This is a genomic window from Streptomyces kurssanovii, assembly GCF_040677245.1.
Lineage (GTDB): Bacteria > Actinomycetota > Actinomycetes > Streptomycetales > Streptomycetaceae > Streptomyces > Streptomyces kurssanovii.
The window spans coordinates 1-19,775 of the sequence record NZ_JBFAQK010000012.1 but is presented as its reverse complement, the minus strand read 5'-3'; the positions used below and the strand labels follow the sequence as shown (position 1 = coordinate 19,775).

Sequence of the window (19,775 nt, the reverse complement as noted above, 5' to 3'; positions counted from 1 at the left end):
ACGACGATCGCAAGTGGCATATCTGCATGATGTCCGTATTGTCGGTTAGTTCGGCTACCGGTGTGAGCGTGGAGGGCGTAGGGTTCGACGGACGTCAGCGCTGTCCGTCGACGGTTCTGACGTGATGTACGACACGGTGGCGACACACTGAACGACACGGCGAAAAGGGACGGCATGGACCGCGAGACGGTCGGCAGCGTCAATCGGGGCCGACTTCAGGTCGAGGTTCGGACCGAGGGCCGCAGCGAAATCGTGAAGCCGGTGGGTGAGCTCGATCACCACACGGCGGACCTGCTGCGCGTGCCCTTGGAAGAGGCGATCGAACGGGGTCGCGCACGTCTGGTCATCGACTGCTCGCAGCTCGAGTTCTGTGATTCCACCGGACTCAACGTGCTGCTCGGGGCCCGGCTGAAGGCCGAGGCCGACGGCGGAGGCGTCCACCTGGCCGGGATGCTGCCGGTGGTGGCGAGGGTCTTCGAGATCACCGGGGCCGAGGCGGTCTTCACCGTGCACGACTCCGTCGAGGCGGCCCTGGTCCACTGACGGACCGCACTGTTGCCCGCGTCACGCGGGCCGGATCCGCTCAGTGGGTGTTGTCACGGGCCGGTCGGGCAGGAGAACCCCCGCAGAACGTTGAACGCCCAGCACTCTGCGTACTTGAGACCATGGCGAACTGGTGAATCGGTGAATCGGTGAGGTGAAGCGCTGATGAGCACCACCCGGCAACAGCAGCCGGGCGACGCCGGCCCTGAGCCGGGTGGCGCCGGCGCGGCGCCGGCCGTCCCCGCACCCGGGGTGTCCGGCGGCGCCGTGCGCAGCCTTCCCCTGCGCGCGGCCAGTGGCATCGTTCCCCTCGCCCGGGACTTCACGCGGCAGGCGCTCTACGACTGGGGCTGGCTGCCCGCCGCGACGGCCGACCGCAGGGCCGCCGCGGAGGACGTGCTCCTGGTCGTCTCCGAGCTGGTCACCAATGCCTGTCTGCACGCGGAGGGGCCGGAGGAGCTGCGCGTCGGCTGCGACGGCAAAGTGCTGCGCCTGGAGGTCACCGACCGTGGCGCCGGGCAGCCGGCGCCCCGTACCCCGCACCGGGCCGGGCGGCCCGGCGGGCACGGCATGTTCATCGTCCAGCGGCTCTGCATGGACTGGGGAGTCGTCAGAACGCCCGGCTCCCCGGGCAAGACGGTGTGGGCGGAGCTCGCCGCACCCGCGTGACGCCGCTCCGGATCCGTTGAGAGAGCACGCCGATACGGCGTGCTCTTTGTCTTCCCTCCCCAAGGCCCCGGGCGTACCTTGAGCGCCCGACCTGACGTGTCGTCAGTTGATTGCGGCCGAGGGGACCCGACGTGTCGTACCGGAAACGAACAGCTCTCGCCCTGGCGGCGGCGATGGCGGCCCCGGCGGTGCTGCTGACCGCCCCCGCCGCGCACGCCGCCGTCGTGGACGTCGACTACGAGTGCAGAACCCCGATCGGACCGAAGGGCGCGGTGTCGCCGATCGACATCAAAGCCGTCAGGAACGGCGGCGCGTACACGCTCACGATGTCCTTCCAGAAGGGTGTCTCCTCCAGCCCGGTCGAACTGGGCAAGGGCGCCATGAACCCGAGCGCGGTCATCGAACTGGGCGGCGCGGAGACGGGGGAGGTGCGGGTGTCCGGTCCGCCCAACGCCGCGGCCGTGCCCGCCGAGACCCCGATCAAGATCAACGACCTCTCCGGTACGTACACCCCAAAAAAGAGCGGCAAGGTCACCTTCACGGCCGGGGTGCTGACCATCAAGGCCCTCGGCACGACCACGACCTGCACGCCGAAGAACAGTCCCCGGCCCTCGCTCGAGCTCGACGTCACCGTGGCGGGCGGCGCCAAGGGCGGCGGGCCGTCCGAACTGCCCAGGACCGGCCCCCTGGACTCGGCGACCGCACTCGGCACCCTCGGCGGCACCGTACTGCTGACCGGGGCGGCGGGCGTCCTCTGGCTGACCCGGCGCGGCGGCCGGACCGCGGGCTGACCCGTGCGGGCCGCTCTCGCGCTCGTACTCGCCCTGGCCGCGCCGCCACCCGGCGCCGACTGGGAGCCGGGGCGTGAGTACGTGTACCTGGAGGGCGGCCCCGGCACGGTGCTCGAGGACCGGGTGTCCCTGACCAACCGGGGCACCGAGGCCCTCACGGTGGAGGTGAGGACACCGCCCGCCCCGGTGCCGTGGATCGCTCTCGCCACCGGCGAGGTGACGATCCCGGCCCGCACCCGGGCGGAGATCCCTTTCACGGTGACCGTCCCCGCGAACACGCCCCCGGGCGAACGGACCGCGACGATCACGGCGTCGGCCGGCGGCCGCACGGAGCCGATCCGCGTCCACCTGCGGGTGAGCGGCCCGAAGGTCCCCGCCCTCACCGTCGAGGACGTGTCCTTCTCCGGCGGTCTCGTCCACTACACCGTCGTCAACCGCGGCAACACCCTCCTGTCGCCGCGCGTCTCACTGCGCGCCGACGGCCTCTTCGGTGCTCCGGTGACCCGCCGCGCCCACGAGGTCCGTCCACTGCCGCCGGCGCGACGGATCGCGCTGACCGAGAGATGGGACCCACCGGCGCTGGACCGTGTCGAACTGCGCCTGGACGTCACCGCGGCGGGCGGCGTGCACGCCGACGCGACGGTGACGAAGACCTTCCTTCCCTGGCCGGCCCTGCTGCTGACGCTGTTGCCGCCCGCGTTCTTGTGGGTCCGTCTGCGCCGCCGGCCCAGAAGAGCAGGAGGCTGACGATGCCCTCCGTCCGCCGCGCCCTCGCGGTCGTACTCGCAGCGTTCCTCCTGCTCTCCGCCGTTCCCGCGGCGGTCGCGGCAGACGTGGACGCGTCCCCGCCCCGCGTGGAACTGTCCGCCCCACAGGCAGGCAAGGGCCGGGACATCACCGTCAGCGGCAGCGGCTGGCGGCCCCGTGCCCTCCTCATGCTGCTCGTCTGCGGCAAGGCCACCCCCGCCAAGGGCGTGATCGGCGGTACCAACTCCTGCGCCAACGCGGACGGACGCGCGGTCACCACAGACTCCACCGGGTCGTTCACCAAGAAGGTGCCGGTCGCGGAACCGCCCGTACCCTGCCCCTGCGTCGTCCATGTGGCCACCGTCATGGGGGAACAGCAGGCTGTCGATGCCGTGTTCGTCGTGGCCGGTCATCCCACCGCCCCGCTTCCCGAGCAGACCGGCGGCGGCAGGCTCGCGGTGCTCACGGGCACCAGGCTCGAGGGTGATTCGGGCCTTCTCGTCCTCTTCGGCGCCCCGCCCGCCCGCACCCTCGAGTTCACGGTCGGCAACCTCGGTACGGACCCCGTCCAGGACCCGGTCTTCCAGATCGGCACGGCGCACGGGCTGTTCGCCCCGCAGTGGGAGGAACAGCAGTGGCGCGGGACGGTCAGGCCCGGCGAGAAGGCCCGGATCACGCTGCCGGTGCAGCTCCCGGCCGGGGCGCACGGTGACTACTCGATCTCGGTCAAGTACGGCACGAAGGTTCTCGCCGAGCAGCCTTGGGGCGTGCCCAGGCCATGGGGCGTGACGGTGTTCTGGGTGCTGCTGGCACTGGTCGTGCCGGCCGCCCTGTTCCGTATCGGTATGGCGGTCGTCGACAAGGTCCGGCCGCCGGACCCCCGCCATGCCCGCCCGTCCCGTCGGCGAGGCACCACTGCCACGGCCGCCGCCGACGCCACCGCGAGCGACACGGCGGCGGCGCTGCCGTGGCTCATGCCCGACGCCGCGCCCTCCGCCCCCTCGGGGTCCTCCGGGTCCGGCGCACCGTCCACGACGTCCGCACCTTCCGCACCGTCAGAGAACCGGCCCACGACGAAGGGACATTCGTGAGTACGCAACGGAGGATGAGCGCGGCCGGAGTCGCGCTGATGCTCGGCGGAGCGGGGATGCTGCTGGCCGCGAGCCCGGTACAGGCCGCAGAGGTCTCGTACGCGACGGAGTGCGTTCCGCCGCCCATCTCCGGGCTGCCGCCCGTACAGGGCACCACCAAGGTGCAGATCACCGCGCCCTCGGAGGCGAAGGTCGGCGACGAGGTCGAGGTGGTGTGGAAGACCGTCCAGGCGGCGTCGAAGAACCCGGACGTCCTTGACCTGGAGAAGGACACGGTCAAGCCGACCGGCACGATCACTCTGGGAGGCGCCACGAGCGGCGAGCTCAAGGCGGAGGGCCCGCGCCAGAACCCGCCGATCCCGAAGAACAGCCCGATGGTGCTCCCCGACATGAAGGCCACGCTGAAACTGGAGAAGGCGGGAGAGATCACGCTCACGCCCGGCGCGTACAGCATCAACGTGTCGAAGCCGATCTCGACGGACACCAAGTGCTCGGCGAAGGAGACCGTCCGGCCCGGCGCGACGATCAAGGTGACGGACGGCCAGGGCGGCACCTCCGGTGGTACGAGTTCGGGCGGCACCACCTCCGGTGGCACCAGCTCGGGAGGAACGACCTCAGGAGGAACGACCAACGGCGGCTCCGACTCAGGCGGAACCACCTCCGGGGGCAGCAGCTCCGGCGGAACGACGTCCGGAGGAAGCAGTTCCGGAGGAAGCACCTCCGGCGGCACCGACCCGGGCCCCACCGACTTCGAAGGCAAGGAGATCGAGGTCGCCTACGCCTGCAAGACCCCGATCGGCGACAAGAACGCCGTCTCCCCGGTCCGGATCAACGCCAAGAAGAGCGGCGGCGGTTACGGCCTGACCGTGAAGTTCTCCAAGTCCGTCATGGACAGCCCCGCCGACATCCCGGCGGACTCCGTCAAGCCCTCCATGGAGGTCCGGCTCGGCGGAGCCGACAAGGGCTACGTCCACGTCGAGGGCCCGACCAACAAGGAGCCCGTCAAGTCCGGCGAGCCCATCGAGATCCCGGACCTCACGGGCACGTACAAGCCGGGCGCCACCGGCAAGGCGACGCTCAGCCCCGGCGTGCTGACGGTCAAGGCGCTCGGGACGACCACGACCTGCACCCCGCCGGCCGGCGTCCCGTTCTCCCTGGAGCTGGACACCTCGGCCCAGCCCGGCGGTGCGTCAGGGGGCACCACCACAGGCGGCGGCACAGCCGGCGGCGGAACGGGGTCGTCCGGCGGCAGTTCCGGCGGCCTCGCCCAGACCGGCGCCGAGGACACCGGCGCGCTGCGCGCCCTCGCCCTGGTCGCCGGCACGGTGATCCTGCTCGGTGGTGCGGTGTTCACCTTCACCCCGTGGCAGCGCCTGCGCGGCCTGCGCTGAACCCCGGCTCCCTCCGGCGCGCTTGCCCGGTGAGGGCGATGCGCGAACGGCAGGAGGGCCGGCACGAAGTCTCCTTCGTGCCGGCCCTCCGCCGTTGCGCCGGGCCGGTCGGCGGACCGGCCGGTGGTGCTACTTCACATCGCCCATGAGCGCGCGGATCTTGCGGCCCGCCATCATGAACGTCAGTCCCGCGGCGACCGCGATGACCGCCCACAGCGAGTAGTACAGGGCGTCGCCCAGCGGCTTGTTGAGCTTCGTGGTCCAGCCGTTCAGCGCGTTGCCCGTCGCCGTGGCCAGGAACCACAGACCCATGATCTGGCCGACGAACTGCTTCGGCGCCAGCTTGGTCGACAGCGACAGGCCGACCGGGGACAGGCACATCTCACCGATGGTCTGGACGAGGTAGACGCTCAGCAGCCAGAAGACGGTGACCTTGCCGGTGTCGCTGTTGGCGGCCGCGGCGCCCGCCAGACCCATGATCGCGAAGGAGCCGCCGATGAGGAGCATCGCGAGCGCGAACTTCATCGGGGTGCTGGGCTCACGGTTGCGCTGGGCGAGCTTGACCCACAGCGCGGCGAAGATGGGCGCCAGCACGATGACCATGGCCGGGTTGACCGACTGGTACCACGACGCGGGGAACTCCCAGCCGCCGATCATGCGGTCGGTCTTGCCGTCCGCGAAGAGCGTCAGCAGCGAGCCGGACTGGTCGTAGATCATCCAGAACAGGACGGCCGTGGCGAAGAACCACACGAACGCCTGGATCTTCGGCCTGTCCTGAGCGGTCAGGGCCGGGTTGCGGAACATCGAGATGAAGTAGATGACCGGAACGGCGATGCCGAGCACCGCGAGCACGTTCACGATGTGCTCGACGTCGTACGTGCCGAGCACGATGTCGGCCAGCAGGGCGGCCACGGCGATGCCGGTCCACAGCAGGACCTTGCGCAGGACCGCGCGCTTCTCCTCCGGCGTCGCCGGGGTGCCCGGCTGCTTGCCGATGTCGCCGAGGTGGCGGCCGCCCAGCACGTACTGCACGACGGCCAGGGTCATGCCGATACCGGCGACGGCGAAGCCGAGGTGCCAGTCGACGTTCTCACCGAGGTAGCCGACGACCAGCGGCGCGGCCATGCCGCCGATGTTGATCGCCATGTAGAAGAGCGTGAAGCCGGCGTCGCGGCGGGCGCTGGACTGGCCCTCGTAGAGGCCGCCGACCATCGCCGAGATGTTCGGCTTCAGCAGGCCCGTACCGGCGGCGATGAGCGCGAGGCCGGCGAAGAACGCCGCGTCCGAGGGGATCGCCAGGGTGTAGTGGCCCAGGGCGATGACGATGCCACCGACGAGCACGGCCTTGCGCGCGCCCCAGAGCCGGTCGGCGATCCAGCCACCGGGCATGGCGGCCATGTAGACGACGGCGTTGTAGACGCCGTAGATGGACGCGGCGAGGGCCTCACGGCCGGCCAGCGGCCCGTCGAGGACACCCGCGACCAGGTAGAGGACGAGGATGCCGCGCATCCCGTACCAGGAGAAGCGCTCCCACATCTCCGTCATGAAGAGAGTGGCCATACCGCGGGGGTGGCCGAAGAAGGTCTTCTCGCCGCCAGGAGTGCTGGCCGAGTCCTTCGTCAGGCTGGACGCCATGGTCGATCCTTGCTCGCTCGGGACGCGGCGCTTCGTGAGCGGTACGCGCCCGGTGGGGGGAGGCCGGTACCGGTACGGTCCGGCCCACGCCCGCGAGGACAGGGGCCGGAAACGGTCCGTACCGGGATCCGCGCCCCGGGCGCGTGGTGGCGCCGGGGCCCGGCCAACAGGTCATTCACTGCGTCGGGTCGGGGCTCGAAACGACCGGAACGGTATCGGGCCGACCTTCGGACAGAAAAGAGACCCTTGGTGCGCATGGCAGCCAAAGGTCCCCGAGTTGTACTACGGGCGTCTCGCCACCATACGCCACGACAGTGCGGCATATGGAAGGACTTGAGACATGGATCACAGGTGAACGTGGAACCGTCTGCCCTGAATCGAAGGTCGTAATCAGAATCGCACCCCATGGTCGCAGGCATTGTGGATCAAGCCCCGAGGCCCGTGGCGCGCGGACTACCATCACCCCATGACCCGTGTACTGCTCGCCGAGGACGACGCATCCATCTCGGAACCGCTGGCCCGCGCGCTGCGCCGCGAGGGATACGAGGTGGAGGTACGCGAGGACGGCCCGACCGCGCTCGACGCGGGACTCGCGGGCGGTGTGGACCTGGTGGTGCTCGATCTCGGCCTGCCCGGCATGGACGGCCTGGAGGTCGCCCGCCGGCTGCGTGCGGAGGGCCACACGATCCCGATCCTGGTGCTCACGGCTCGCGCCGACGAGGTGGACACCGTCGTCGGCCTGGACGCGGGCGCCGACGACTACGTCACCAAGCCGTTCCGTCTCGCCGAACTGCTCGCCCGGGTCCGGGCCCTGCTGCGGCGCGGTGCCGCCGAGCCCGCCCCCGCCCCCGCCACCCACGGCGTCCGGATCGACGTCGAGTCGCACCGCGCCTGGATGGGCGACGAGGAACTCCAGCTGACGGCCAAGGAGTTCGACCTGCTCCGGGTCCTGGTCCGGGACGCAGGCCGGGTCGTCACCCGGGACCAGCTGATGCGCGAGGTCTGGGACACCACCTGGTGGTCGTCCACCAAGACCCTCGACATGCACATCTCCTGGCTGCGCAAGAAGCTCGGCGACGACGCCGCGAACCCGCGTTACATCGCCACCGTGCGCGGCGTCGGCTTCCGCTTCGAGAAGTCCTGATACTCAAAGCACCATGCGCCGCCGTCTGATCACCTCCACGCTCGCCGTGGTGCTCGTCGTCATCGCCGTCTTCGGCGTCTCCCTGGTGCTCGTCGAGACGCGCACCATCACCAGCAGTGCCCAGGAGAGCGTCGACTCCGACGCGCTGCGCCTCGTCAGCATCGTGGAGAGCCGGCTGGTGGGCGGCGAGCCCGTCAATCCGGACATCCTCGCCGAGCAGGGCGACATCACCCGCTACGCGCTGATCGACATCCCCGGCCGGGGCCCCATCGAGATCGGCGAGCCGCCTTCCGGAAGCGTCATCCGCGGCACCGCGGAGGGCGAACGGAGCACGACGGTCACCGTCGAGGAGTCCCGCTCCTCCGTGACCCGCGAGGTCGGCCGGTCCCTGATGATCATCGCCGCGGTGGCGCTGCTCGCCGTCGTCGCCGCGGTGCTGCTCGCCGTACGCCAGGCCAACCGCCTCGGCTCTCCGCTCACGGACCTGGCGGAGACCGCGGAGCGTCTCGGCTCCGGCGACCCCCGCCCCCGCCACCGCCGCTACGGGGTGCCCGAGCTGGACCGGGTCGCCGATGTGCTCGACGCCAGCGCCGAGCGGATCGCCCGGATGCTCACCGCGGAACGGCGGCTCGCCGCGGACGCCTCGCACCAGCTCCGTACACCGCTGACAGCGCTGTCGATGCGGCTGGAGGAGATCACGGTCACCGACGACCTCGAGACCGTGAAGGAGGAGGCCAGCATCGCCCTGACGCAGGTGGAGCGCCTCACCGACGTGGTCCAGCGACTGCTCACGAACTCCCGCGATCCGCGCACCGGCTCCGCCGTGGTCTTCGACCTCGACGAGGTGGTCAAGCAGCAGCTCGAGGAGTGGCGCCCGGTCTACCGCAGCGCCGGCCGGGCCATCGTCTGCTCGGGCCGGCAGGGCATGCGCGCCGTCGGCACGCCCGGCGCCGTGGCGCAGGTGCTCGCCGCCCTGATCGAGAACTCGCTGATGCACGGCGGGGGCACCGTCGCGGTGCGCACCAGGGTGACCGGAAACCAGGCGGTGGTCGAGGTGACGGACGAGGGCCCCGGCGTGCCGGCGGACCTCGGGGCGCGGATCTTCGAGCGGACCATCAGCGGCCGCAACTCGACCGGCATCGGCTTGGCCGTCGCCCGGGACCTCGCGGAGGCCGACGGCGGCCGGCTGGAGCTGCTCCAGCAGCACCCGCCGGTCTTCGCGATCTTCCTGAGCAGGGTGGCGAAGAAGCGCAAGGGCGACGACGGACCGACGATCCGATAGCCCCCGGCCCTGACCCCTGCGCCCGCAGGGGTCAGCGGCCGACGCGGTGCCGCACCGGCTCGGGCGCGGGCCGTCGCTGCTCGAGGAACGATTCGGCGCCCGGCACCGCGTCCCGCACGGGCAGCGCCCGGAAGACCCAGCTGCGGTACGACCAGAACCGGAACAGCGTCGCGACACCGATGCCGAGGAACTTGAAGACGTTGCTCTGCAGCGGGGTGTCCCAGCCGAAGCCGTACGTGGCGGTGTACAGAATGCCGTTCTCGATCACCAGGCCCACCGCGCTGAACAGCAGGAACAGCGTCAGTTCCTTGGTCCGCCGGCTCTTGTCACGGTCCCGGTACGTGAAGTAGCGGAACCCCACGTAGTTGAACGCGATGGCGACGACGGTGGCCAATATGGATGCCCGGACCACCGGGACCTCGGTGACGTGCCGTACGAGGTTGAAGACCGCGAGATTGACGAGCAGCCCCGCCCCGCCGACCGCGCCGAATTTGGCGATCTCCCGGATGAGCTGGTGCAGCTGCCCCCGCAGCCTTCCGCCTCGTTCACTCATAGTGAGAGTCCAGCCTCATCAGATCGGCATGTGTGGTCACCGTCATGCTAACCAGCGGCTCAGTGTGGTGCTTGTGGGTCTTGAGGATGATGTGACGCCCGCTACAGAGCCCTGTCGGAACATACGGAAGTCCGGGCCCGCCGACTGGGCGGATACCCTAGGAGAGTGACGTTCCCGGTAGTCGGCATGGTCGGCGGCGGTCAGCTCGCCCGCATGACCCATGAGGCGGGTATCCCCCTCGGCCTGAAGTTCAAGCTCCTCAGTGACACCCCTCAGGACTCAGCGGCCCAGGTGGTGAGCGATGTCGTCATCGGCGACTACCGCGACCTGGACACGCTGCGTGAGTTCGCGCGCGGCTGTGACGTGATCACTTTCGACCACGAGCATGTCCCGATCGAGCACCTGCGGGCCCTCGAGGCGGACGGCGTCGCCGTCCGGCCCGGGCCCGACGCGCTGGTGCACGCCCAGGACAAGGGCGTGATGCGCGCGCGGCTCACGGAGATCGGCGTGCCCTGCCCCCGCCACCGCATCGTGGCCGACCCGGCCGATGTGACGGCCTTCGCCGAGGAGACCGGGGGCTTCCCCGTGATCCTCAAGACCGTGCGCGGCGGGTACGACGGCAAGGGCGTCTGGCTGGTCCGCGCGGAGCGGGACGCAGAGGCCCCGTTCAAGGCGGGCGTGCCGGTCCTCGCGGAGGAGAAGGTCGACTTCCGCCGCGAGCTCGCCGCGAACATCGTCCGCTCCCCGCACGGCCAGGCCGTCGCCTACCCGGTCGTCGAGTCGCAGCAGGTCGACGGGGTCTGCGACACCGTGATCGCGCCCGCGCCGGACCTCGACGCGGAGCTGGCCGGCCAGGCGCAGGAGCTCGCCCTGCGGATCGCGAAGGAGCTCGGTGTCGTCGGCCACCTCGCCGTCGAGCTGTTCGAGACCGCCGACGGACGCATCCTCGTCAACGAGCTCGCCATGCGCCCCCACAACTCCGGCCACTGGACCCAGGACGGCGCGATCACCTCGCAGTTCGCCAACCACGTCCGTGCCGTGCTGGACCTGCCGCTGGGCGATCCCCGTCCCCGTGCCCCGTGGACGGTCATGTGCAATGTCCTGGGCGGTGACTACCCGGACATGTACGCGGCCTATCTGCACTGCATGGCCCGCGACCCCCAGCTCAAGATCCATATGTATGGCAAGGACGTGAAGCCCGGCCGCAAGGTGGGGCACGTCAACACGTACGGCGACGACCTGGCCGACGCACTGGAGCGCGCCCGCCACGCCGCCGGCTACCTGAGAGGGACGATCGCCGAGTGAACAGCAAGAGCCCGGTCGTTGGCATTGTCATGGGGTCCGACTCCGACTGGCCCGTCATGGAGGCGGCGGCGCAGGCGCTCGACGAGTTCGAGATCCGCTACGAGGTCGACGTCGTCTCCGCGCACCGCATGCCGCGCGAGATGATCGCGTACGGCGAGGAGGCGGCCGGCCGCGGACTCAAGGCGATCATCGCCGGGGCGGGGGGAGCGGCACACCTGCCGGGCATGCTGGCCTCGGTCACCCCGCTGCCGGTCATCGGCGTCCCCGTCCCCCTGAAGTACCTCGACGGCATGGACTCGCTGCTGTCCATCGTGCAGATGCCGGCCGGTGTGCCCGTCGCCACCGTCTCGGTCGGCGGCGCGCGGAACGCCGGACTGCTCGCCGCCCGCATCCTGGCCACGCAGGACGCCGAACTGCTGGCCCGTATGCGGGAGTTCCAGCAGGAGCTCAACGACCAGGCCACCGACAAGGGCAAGCGGCTGCGGGCCAAGGTCGCGGGCGCGGAGTCCTTCGGCTTCGGAAAGTAGGACGCGGGGAAGCAACAGGCAATGGACACCCCCACGGAACTCCTCCAGCGGGCCCGCGAACTGCTCGCCGCCCACCCCGTCGTCGACGGTCACAACGACCTTCCCTGGGCGCTGCGGGAACACGTCCGCTACGACCTCGACCGCCTGGACATCGCGGCCGACCAGCGGGGCCGGCTCCACACCGACATCCCCCGGCTGCGCGCCGGCGGGGTCGGCGCGCAGTTCTGGTCCGTCTACGTGCGCAGCGACATGGCGGGCGACACGGCCGTCAGCGCGACCCTGGAGCAGATCGACGTCGTCGACCAGCTCCTCGAGCGCTACCCCGCGGACCTCGCCCGCGCGCTGAGCGCCGAGGACATGGAGATCGCCCGCGACGAGGGCAGGATCGCCTCGCTCATGGGCGCCGAGGGTGGCCACTCCATCAACAACTCGCTCGCGACGTTGCGCGCGCTCTACGCGCTGGGCGTGCGCTACATGACGCTCACGCACAACGACAACATCGCCTGGGCCGACTCCGCGACCGACGAACCCGCTGTCGGCGGCCTGTCGGCCTTCGGCCACGAGGTCGTGCGCGAGATGAACCGCCTCGGCATGCTCGTGGACCTCTCCCACGTCGCGGAGACGACGATGCGCCACGCGCTCGCCACGTCCGTCGCGCCGGTGATCTTCTCCCACTCGTCGGCGCGCGCCGTGTGCGACCACCCCCGCAACATCCCCGACGAGGTGCTGGCCCTGCTGGCGGCCAACGGGGGCGTGGCGATGGCGACGTTCGTACCGAAGTTCATCCTGCCCGCCGCCGTCGAGTGGACCCGGGCGGCCGACGAGAACATGCGGGCGCACGGGCTGCACCACCTGGACACCACGCCCCGGGCGATGAAGATCCACGAGGCGTTCGAGGCGGCGAACCCGCGGCCGGTGGCGACCGCCGCCACGGTCGCCGACCACCTCGACCACATGCGCGACGTCGCCGGCATCGACCACATCGGCATCGGCGGCGACTTCGACGGCACGGCCTTCACGCCGGCCGGCCTGGACGACGTCGCCGGCTACCCGAACCTGGTCGCGGAGCTGCTGCGCCGCGGCTGGTCGGACGCCGATCTGGCGAAGCTCACCTGGCAGAACGCCGTCCGCGTGCTGCGGGCGGCCGAGGACGTGGCCGCCGACCTGCAGGCGACCCGCGGCCCGTCGATCGCGACGATCACCGAGCTCGACGCGCTCTGAGCGGTGCGGGGTGCGCGGCCGCGGGCCGCGTACCCCGAACGCACCACTCGCCGCGACCCCTTACCGCTCCCGTGCCACGGTTGGCGTAACGGCATACGGCCGGCGACCCCGGAGCAGCACATGGCAGATCTGCACGACTCCTCGTCCCTCACCACCGTCGAGTCCGTCGGTCTGGAGGACCTCGACGAGCTGAACGATCTCGACGGCATCGACGGCATCGACGTTCTCGGAGAACCGGGAGCAGCGGCGTCGGCGCCGCCGGACCACGGCCCGTCCCCCGGGCCGCCCGGCGATCCGCTCGTACGCGCCGCGGAACTCCTGCGCACCCACCCCGTGATCGACGGGTACAGCGGTCTGGCCCCGGTGCTCCGGAGCATGCACTGGTACGACCTCGAGGCCGGCGAGAGCCTGCTGGAGACCGATGTGCCCCGGCTGCGGAGCGGCGGTGTGGGCGCCCAGTTCTGGTCCCTCCAGGAACCTTCCGGCAGCGCCGGGAGCCCCTCCCTCGGCGCCACGATGGAACTGATCGACGTGGTACGGGCCACGGTGTCCGAATGCCCGGAGGGCCTGCGTCTCGCGCTCGGCGCCGACGAACTCGTCGACTCCCGTAACTGCGGCCGGGTCGCCGCCTTCCTCGGTCCGATGGCCGGTGAGGCCCTCGGCGACTCGCTCGCCGTGCTGCGCGCCGTGTACGCGCTCGGCGTCCGCAGCGTCACTCTCGCCGGCGCCCGCTGGACGCAGGGCGGCCTGACGCCGTTCGGTCACGAGATGGTCCGTGAGATGAACCGGCTCGGTGTCCTCGTCGACCTCTCCGGCTGCACGGCCGACACGATGCGGCGCACGCTGAGGATCACCAGGGCACCCGTCGTCTTCTCGCACCAGGCAGAGCCGCTGCCCGACGACGTGCTGCACGCGCTGCGCGGCAACCACGGGGTGTGCATGGTGCCGTGCACCGCGGGGACGCTGCCCGCGACCGCGGATCTGCTCGAACACGTCCGGGAGACCGCCGGGCCCGAGGCCGTCGCGATCAGCGGCGCGTACGACACGGGCCTGCCGCACGCGGCCGGCCTGAACGACATCTCCTGCCTGCCCAGGCTGATCGCGGAACTGCTCGAGCGGGGCTGGCCCGAACCGGAGGTCATGGGCCTGACGTGGTCGAACATGGCCCGGGTGCTGCGTGGCGCCGAGTTCGCCGCCCGCGCGGCCCAGCCGCGCCGGGCCCCCTCACGGGCGGCGATCGGCGCGCTGGACCTCTGACCCCCGCGCGGCTCAGCAGGCGCAGAGGCAGAACGGATGCCCCGCCGGGTCGGCGTACACCCGGAACGACCGCTTGCGGTCCTCCGCGTCGAGCGTGGTGGCGCCGAGCGCGAGCACCCGCTTCTCGGCGGCGTCCATGTCCTCGACCATCACGTCGATGTGGAACTGCTGCGAGTCCTTGGCGGACGGCCACTTCGGCGGTACGTGCCCGGGGGCGGCCTGGAACGCGAGCTGCGCGCCGTCGGCCCCCTTGAGGTCCACCCATCCGTCGCCGTCGTCCTCGACCGTCCCGCCGACGAGCTCGGCGTAGAAGCGGGCGAGGGCGACGGGATCCGGACAGTCCAGTACGACGGCTCCGACCTTGCCGATGCTCATGCTTCCTCCTCGGTGGTTACCGCTACACGCCTTCAACCGGTAACGGTTACCGCATGCTCCCGCATAACGGGTAACGTCGCAAGCATGAATGAAAGGGCGCCCGCACCCGGCGGCCTCGCGCTGATCGAAGCGCTGGTGAACACGCTGGACATCGAGACCGGCGCCGACCGCCTCGACACGCCGGACGGCCGTGCCCGGTTCGACCTCGCCCCGGACGACCTGCCCGCCGCGCGCGAGCTCCGCGAGGCGCTGCGCGCCGCCTGCCTGGCCCACGCCGGCCACGGCGCCGTCGGCCCGAGCGCCCTCGACGCCCTCCTCGCCGGCGCCCCGCTGCGCGTGGCGATCTCCCCGTCGGGTGAGGCCGCCCTGTGCCCCACGGGTCCGCCGACCCTCCTCACCCGCGTCGCGGAGGCCATCGCCGCCGCCACGGCCGACAACACCTGGCTCCGGCTCAAGGCCTGCGAGGCGGAGGACTGCCGGTGGGCCTACTACGACCGCAGCCCGGCGTGCCGCAGCCGCTGGTGTTCGATGTCCGTCTGCGGCGCCCGCGCCAAGATGCGCAGCTACCGCGCCCGCCGGGCCGACTCCGTCTGAAGCCGCGTCGCGATCCCCGGCATCCGCTGCTCCGGGTACGCGCCTTCGGCCTGCCGCCCGCGCGCACGGTCAGGGGTCCGGTCCGGGGCTCCCGTCAGGGAGTTCCGGCGGACGTGCGGGTCACGCCCGCGGGCGGCCCATCGCCCGGTACGTCCAGCCCGCCTCGCGCCACGCCACCGGGTCCAGGGCGTTGCGGCCGTCGAGGATGATCGGAGAGGTCACGACCTCCGCCAGCTCCGCCGGGTCCAGCTCGCGGAACTCGCGCCACTCCGTGAGGTGCAGCACCACGTCCGCGCCGCGCACCGCCTCGCGCGCCGTGTCCGCGTAACCCAGCGTCGGGAACAGGCGGCGGGCGTTGTCCATGCCCTTGGGGTCGTAGACGGTGACCTGTCCGCCCTGGAGGTGGATCTGGCCGGCGACGTTCAGCGCCGGCGAGTCACGGACGTCGTCCGAGTCCGGCTTGAACGTGGCGCCGAGCACCGCGACCCGCTTGCCGAGGAAGGACGTGCCGCCGACCGTCTCACGTGCCAGTTCCACCATGTGGCCACGGCGGCGCATGTTGATCGAGTCGACCTCGCGCAGGAACGTCAGCGCCTGGTCCGCGCCCAGCTCACCGGCGCGCGCCATGAAGGCGCGGATGTCCTTCGGCAGGCAGCCGCCGCCGAAACCGACACCGGCCCGCAGGAACTTCTTGCCGATCCGCTCGTCGTAGCCGATCGCCTCCGCCAGCTTGACCACGTCGCCGCCGGCCGCTTCGCAGACCTCGGCCATCGCGTTGATGAAGGAGATCTTCGTCGCGAGGAACGAGTTCGCCGCGGTCTTCACCAGCTCCGCCGTCGGGAAGTCGGTCACCACGAACGGCGAGCCTTCGCCGACCGGCGTCGCGTACACCTCCCGCAGCAGCTTCTCCGCGCTCTCGCTCTCCACGCCGACCACGATCCGGTCCGGGTGCAGCGTGTCGTCGACGGCGAAGCCCTCACGCAGGAACTCCGGGTTCCACGCGAGCTCCACGTCCGGGCCCGCCGGCGCCTTCTCCGCGAGCAGCCGGCCGAGTCGTTCCGCGGAGCCGACCGGCACGGTCGACTTGCCGACGACGAGCGCCGGGCGCTTCAGGTGCGGCGCCAGTGAGGCGAAGGCGGAGTCGACGTAGCTCATGTCGCACGCGTACTCACCGTGCTTCTGCGGGGTGTTCACACACACGAAGTGGACGTCGCCGAACTCACCGGCCTCCTCGTAGGAGGTCGTGAAGCGCAGCCGCCCGCTGGAGCCCTCGATCCCGGCGACGTGCCGCCGCAGCAGCTCCTCGAGACCGGGCTCGTACATCGGCACCCGGCCGGCGGAGAGCATGTCGATCTTCTCCGGGACCACGTCCAGTCCGAGGACCTCGAAGCCCAGTTCCGCCATGGCCGCGGCGTGGGTGGCGCCGAGGTATCCGGTGCCGATCACGGTGATCTTGAGGGCCATGGGGTGCTCCAGTACTGACGCGGGCAAGGGCGGTGCGGGGCCGAGCATATCCGGGGGCGTGGGGCACCCCCCAAAGCGCTCTTCGCGGGCTGTGGCCGAGCTGTCACCAAGCTCACGTATGCCTGCCGGGGGAGCGGCGTCTAAAATTGGAATACTTAACGGTAGTTAACACCTTGGGGAGTGAGAGTCTTGGCAGGATCGGCCGACTTCGATCTGTATCGCCCGTCGGAGGAGCACGACATGCTCCGTGAGACGGTCCGCTCCCTCGCCGAGGCGAAGATCGCGCCGTTCGCCGCCGCGGTGGACGAGGAGGCCCGCTTCCCGCAGGAGGCCCTCGACGCGCTCGTCGCCTCCGACCTCCAGGCCGTGCACGTCCCGGAGAGCTACGGCGGCGCCGGCGCCGACGCGCTCGCCACGGTCATCGTGATCGAGGAGGTGGCCCGTGTCTGCGCCTCCTCCTCCCTCATCCCGGCCGTGAACAAGCTCGGTTCGCTCCCGGTGATCCTCTCCGGCTCCGAGGAGCTGAAGAAGAAGTACCTGGGCCCGCTCGCCAAGGGCGACGCGATGTTCTCGTACTGCCTCTCCGAGCCCGACGCGGGTTCCGACGCGGCAGGCATGAAGACGAAGGCGGTCCGCGACGGCGACTTCTACGTCCTCAACGGCGTGAAGCGCTGGATCACCAACGCCGGCGTCTCCGAGTACTACACGGTGATGGCGGTCACCGACCCGGAGAAGCGCTCCAAGGGCATCTCGGCCTTCGTCGTCGAGAAGGGCGACGAGGGCGTCTCCTTCGGTGCCCCGGAGAAGAAGCTCGGCATCAAGGGCTCGCCGACCCGCGAGGTCTACCTCGACAACGTCCGCATCCCCGCCGACCGCATGATCGGCGCGGAGGGCACGGGCTTCGCCACGGCGATGAAGACCCTGGACCACACCCGCATCACCATCGCGGCCCAGGCGCTCGGCATCGCGCAGGGCGCCCTCGACTACGCCAAGGGCTACGTCAAGGAGCGCAAGCAGTTCGGCAAGCCGATCGCCGAGTTCCAGGGCGTTCAGTTCATGCTCGCGGACATGGCCATGAAGATCGAGGCCGCCCGCCAGCTGACGTACGCGGCCGCCGCGAAGTCCGAGCGCGGCGACGCCGACCTCACCTTCCAGGGTGCGGCGGCCAAGTGCTTCGCCTCCGATGTGGCCATGGAGGTCACCACGGACGCGGTCCAGCTCCTCGGCGGTTACGGCTACACCCGTGACTACCCGGTCGAGCGCATGATGCGCGACGCCAAGATCACGCAGATCTACGAGGGCACCAACCAGGTCCAGCGGATCGTGATGGCCCGCAACCTGCCGTAAGGCAAGCTGCTCTGCGAACGACGAACGCCCCCGCCGGGACCGGCGGGGGCGTTCGTCATCCGTGGCCCTCGCTGTCCGGGGCTGTCAGGAACATGGTGTCCCGTGGCCGCGCCACCACGACGGGCCCTGGAGGCATCGCCTCCAGGGCCCTCGGGATCACCGCTGTGAGTGGTCCGGCCTCGTGAGCGTGAACCGGGCCATGTTCTCCTCGTTCTCCTCGGCGGCCCGCCGCTGGAAGCCGGCCTTCTCCAGTACGCGGACCGAGGGCGGGTTGGACAGTTCCACGTTGGCGGACACGGTGTGGACCTCGGGCACGGCGAGGGCGAACTCGGCCAGCGACCTGGTGGCCTCCGGGGCATAGCCCCGGCCGCGGCGAGAGGCCACGATGCCGTACCCGATCTCGAGAACGCCCTCACTGGGCGGCCAGAACAGGCCGATCGAGCCCACCACCAAGCCACTCTCGCGCTCGATGATCAGACGGTGGCCGTATGCGCCGAGCCAGACGGGGTGCTGGTCGAAGAGGCCCGCGACCACGCGGTCGCCTTCGGCGGGAAAGTCGTCTGCCCAGTGCGTGGAGTGGGCGTCGTCGAGGACTGCGGCGGCTTCGCTCGTGGTCCAGGACCGAAGGATCAGGCGCTCGGTGACCACGTCGGCGTGGGCGGGTGAAGAAGTGGAAGACACGTGTCTCTCCTGGTCGTCGGAACGACCCGGCCGCGCTGCTGTCGCGCGGGCCGGATGAGGGCATGCTGATGAGGGCCGACGGCAGCCATATTCATCAACCTCCCCATCCCGAGAGCGCGCGTCTGTCGCGCCGGCGTGACGGTAGTCGCTGCTCCTCAGCCGGGGCAACGCATTTTCCGGGCCGCCCGCCGGACATGCCGGCCGCTGAAGGCCGCGGCTGCTGCCCAGGAGCACCGACCCGTGCGGCCGGTGGCGGATCGCCGGGTCGACGCGGCCGCAGCCCCGAGCGCACCCCACCCGTGCGGCTCGCCGCTCCCGGCGAAGAACGTGGTGGCACCGAAGGTCGTGCACGGGACCCGCCGGAATGATCCACTCCGCTGCGGTTTACGCTGCGCTGCCGCCACCGGGCGGCCGGGGGATTCGCACGTATGGGGTGGGAGAAGAACATGGGCGCTTCCGACAGACGGATCGCGTCGCTGCTGCGGCAGATCGCCACGCAGGACGTCGTCGTGCTGCGACAGGAGATGGCCGTCGCCAAGCGGGTGGCCGCGCAGGCGCACGTCGTCGAGCAGTACGGCTTCGAGTACGGGGAGGCCCGGCGCGAGGGCCACAACAAGCAGGTCCTGGCCGTGTACCTGTACCGCGACCCGAGGCCCGAGGCGCGTGCCCGCGAGGCGGCGACGATCGCGGCCTACCCGGACGCCGGGATGGGCGGGCCCGTGCCCGGGCTGCGGCCCGGCACGCTGAGCCCGGTCCCCGAGGCCGAGGCGGCGGTCGCCCTGCTGAAGGACCGCATCGGGTACGACGTGATGGCGAAGGCCGCCGACAAGGGTCAGAAACGGTTCGCCTACGCGATGACCGGCGTCGCCGCCGCCGTCTTCCTGCTCATGGGCAAGTGGGTGGAGGGCATGGCCGTGGGCGCCGTCCTCGCCGCCTTCCTGGTCGGCGCGTTCCGGCTGAGCGACGTCCGGCGGCAGCGCGTCGCCGACCGTCTGACGGCCGGCGGTTTCACCGCCGTCACCGACGAGCACGGCCGCAGGCGCTTCCTGCGGCCGGGGCAGCAACTCCCGGGGCACGCCAACCCGTTCGCGTAGCGACCGGGACGCCGGAAGGGGCCCGTACCGCGCCGAGCGCCGTCGCGCGCCCGACCGGGGGCCG

Annotated in this window: 20 protein-coding genes; 15 read left to right on the top strand and 5 right to left on the bottom strand. The window is 71.1% G+C overall.

Going from position 1 to position 19,775, the window contains the following annotated elements; genetic code table 11:
• The first annotated feature begins 174 nt into the window (after positions 1-174).
• The 6 genes from AB0K36_RS11750 to AB0K36_RS11725 all read left to right on the top strand — a co-directional run bounded on the left by AB0K36_RS11750 (position 175) and on the right by AB0K36_RS11725 (position 5,232).
• Positions 175-543, top strand: a complete 369-nt coding sequence (locus AB0K36_RS11750; protein ID WP_189469508.1) for an STAS domain-containing protein — start codon at positions 175-177, stop codon at positions 541-543.
• Between the two features lie 165 nt (positions 544-708).
• On the top strand, positions 709-1,212 hold the full coding sequence (locus tag AB0K36_RS11745) for an ATP-binding protein (RefSeq protein ID WP_364591769.1): 504 nt from the start codon (positions 709-711) through the stop codon (positions 1,210-1,212).
• A gap of 131 nt (positions 1,213-1,343) precedes the next feature.
• Positions 1,344-2,003 carry a peptidase gene (locus AB0K36_RS11740; RefSeq protein WP_364591766.1) on the top strand — a complete coding sequence of 220 codons (660 nt, stop codon included), beginning with the start codon at positions 1,344-1,346 and terminating at the stop codon, positions 2,001-2,003.
• A gap of 3 nt (positions 2,004-2,006) precedes the next feature.
• Complete coding sequence (locus AB0K36_RS11735) at positions 2,007-2,750, top strand: COG1470 family protein (RefSeq protein WP_364591763.1); 744 nt, start codon at positions 2,007-2,009, stop codon at positions 2,748-2,750.
• 2 nt (positions 2,751-2,752) lie between these two features.
• Positions 2,753-3,841, top strand: coding sequence for a hypothetical protein (locus AB0K36_RS11730; RefSeq protein WP_364591760.1), 1,089 nt, complete (start codon positions 2,753-2,755; stop codon positions 3,839-3,841).
• Between the two features lie 14 nt (positions 3,842-3,855).
• Entirely contained in the window at positions 3,856-5,232 is a 1,377-nt protein-coding gene (locus AB0K36_RS11725; RefSeq protein WP_364591757.1) for a hypothetical protein, read from the top strand.
• A gap of 129 nt (positions 5,233-5,361) precedes the next feature.
• On the opposite strand, the gene AB0K36_RS11720 is transcribed toward AB0K36_RS11725, so the two are convergent.
• Positions 5,362-6,867: a peptide MFS transporter gene (locus AB0K36_RS11720; protein WP_364591754.1), complete on the bottom strand. Its 1,506-nt coding sequence runs from the start codon at positions 6,865-6,867 to the stop codon at positions 5,362-5,364.
• Between the two features lie 466 nt (positions 6,868-7,333).
• Between AB0K36_RS11720 and AB0K36_RS11715 the strand changes: the two genes are divergently transcribed.
• Together AB0K36_RS11715 and AB0K36_RS11710 are read left to right on the top strand one after the other, a co-directional pair.
• Positions 7,334-8,011, top strand: coding sequence for a response regulator transcription factor (locus AB0K36_RS11715; RefSeq protein WP_005316778.1), 678 nt, complete (start codon positions 7,334-7,336; stop codon positions 8,009-8,011).
• A gap of 13 nt (positions 8,012-8,024) precedes the next feature.
• The gene (locus AB0K36_RS11710) at positions 8,025-9,293 is read left to right on the top strand and encodes a sensor histidine kinase (RefSeq protein WP_364591751.1); all 1,269 of its coding nucleotides are present in this window, start codon (positions 8,025-8,027) and stop codon (positions 9,291-9,293) included.
• A gap of 31 nt (positions 9,294-9,324) precedes the next feature.
• Here AB0K36_RS11710 and AB0K36_RS11705 read toward each other — a convergent pair whose 3' ends face one another.
• Positions 9,325-9,846 carry a GtrA family protein gene (locus AB0K36_RS11705; protein WP_364591748.1) on the bottom strand — a complete coding sequence of 174 codons (522 nt, stop codon included), beginning with the start codon at positions 9,844-9,846 and terminating at the stop codon, positions 9,325-9,327.
• A 165-nt stretch (positions 9,847-10,011) separates the two neighbouring features.
• Here AB0K36_RS11705 and AB0K36_RS11700 point away from each other — a divergent pair, with 165 nt between their 5' ends.
• The 4 genes from AB0K36_RS11700 to AB0K36_RS11685 all read left to right on the top strand — a co-directional run bounded on the left by AB0K36_RS11700 (position 10,012) and on the right by AB0K36_RS11685 (position 14,156).
• The gene (locus tag AB0K36_RS11700) at positions 10,012-11,151 is read left to right on the top strand and encodes a 5-(carboxyamino)imidazole ribonucleotide synthase (RefSeq protein WP_364591745.1); all 1,140 of its coding nucleotides are present in this window, start codon (positions 10,012-10,014) and stop codon (positions 11,149-11,151) included.
• 29 nt (positions 11,152-11,180) lie between these two features.
• Positions 11,181-11,678, top strand: coding sequence for a 5-(carboxyamino)imidazole ribonucleotide mutase (gene purE / locus AB0K36_RS11695; RefSeq protein WP_364592041.1), 498 nt, complete (start codon positions 11,181-11,183; stop codon positions 11,676-11,678).
• A gap of 21 nt (positions 11,679-11,699) precedes the next feature.
• Positions 11,700-12,899 (top strand): dipeptidase, encoded by a 1,200-nt coding sequence (locus AB0K36_RS11690; RefSeq protein ID WP_364591742.1) that lies wholly within the window; start codon positions 11,700-11,702, stop codon positions 12,897-12,899.
• A gap of 129 nt (positions 12,900-13,028) precedes the next feature.
• Positions 13,029-14,156 (top strand): membrane dipeptidase, encoded by a 1,128-nt coding sequence (locus AB0K36_RS11685; protein WP_435877847.1) that lies wholly within the window; start codon positions 13,029-13,031, stop codon positions 14,154-14,156.
• Between the two features lie 12 nt (positions 14,157-14,168).
• On the opposite strand, the gene AB0K36_RS11680 is transcribed toward AB0K36_RS11685, so the two are convergent.
• Positions 14,169-14,531, bottom strand: a complete 363-nt coding sequence (locus AB0K36_RS11680) for a VOC family protein (protein ID WP_364591736.1) — start codon at positions 14,529-14,531, stop codon at positions 14,169-14,171.
• Between the two features lie 84 nt (positions 14,532-14,615).
• Between AB0K36_RS11680 and AB0K36_RS11675 the strand changes: the two genes are divergently transcribed.
• A complete protein-coding gene (locus AB0K36_RS11675) occupies positions 14,616-15,125 on the top strand; it encodes a CGNR zinc finger domain-containing protein (protein ID WP_364591733.1) in 510 nt (169 codons plus the stop codon).
• A 120-nt stretch (positions 15,126-15,245) separates the two neighbouring features.
• On the opposite strand, the gene AB0K36_RS11670 is transcribed toward AB0K36_RS11675, so the two are convergent.
• A complete protein-coding gene (locus AB0K36_RS11670; RefSeq protein ID WP_364591730.1) occupies positions 15,246-16,589 on the bottom strand; it encodes a UDP-glucose dehydrogenase family protein in 1,344 nt (447 codons plus the stop codon).
• Between the two features lie 189 nt (positions 16,590-16,778).
• Here AB0K36_RS11670 and AB0K36_RS11665 point away from each other — a divergent pair, with 189 nt between their 5' ends.
• Entirely contained in the window at positions 16,779-17,936 is a 1,158-nt protein-coding gene (locus AB0K36_RS11665) for an acyl-CoA dehydrogenase (RefSeq protein WP_005316796.1), read from the top strand.
• A 156-nt stretch (positions 17,937-18,092) separates the two neighbouring features.
• Here the strand turns inward: AB0K36_RS11665 and AB0K36_RS11660 are convergent, their stop codons facing one another.
• Complete coding sequence (locus AB0K36_RS11660) at positions 18,093-18,617, bottom strand: GNAT family N-acetyltransferase (RefSeq protein ID WP_364591727.1); 525 nt, start codon at positions 18,615-18,617, stop codon at positions 18,093-18,095.
• A 446-nt stretch (positions 18,618-19,063) separates the two neighbouring features.
• On the opposite strand from AB0K36_RS11660, the gene AB0K36_RS11655 reads away from it, so the two are divergent.
• Entirely contained in the window at positions 19,064-19,711 is a 648-nt protein-coding gene (locus AB0K36_RS11655; protein ID WP_364591724.1) for a hypothetical protein, read from the top strand.
• The last annotated feature ends 64 nt before the right edge of the window (positions 19,712-19,775 follow it).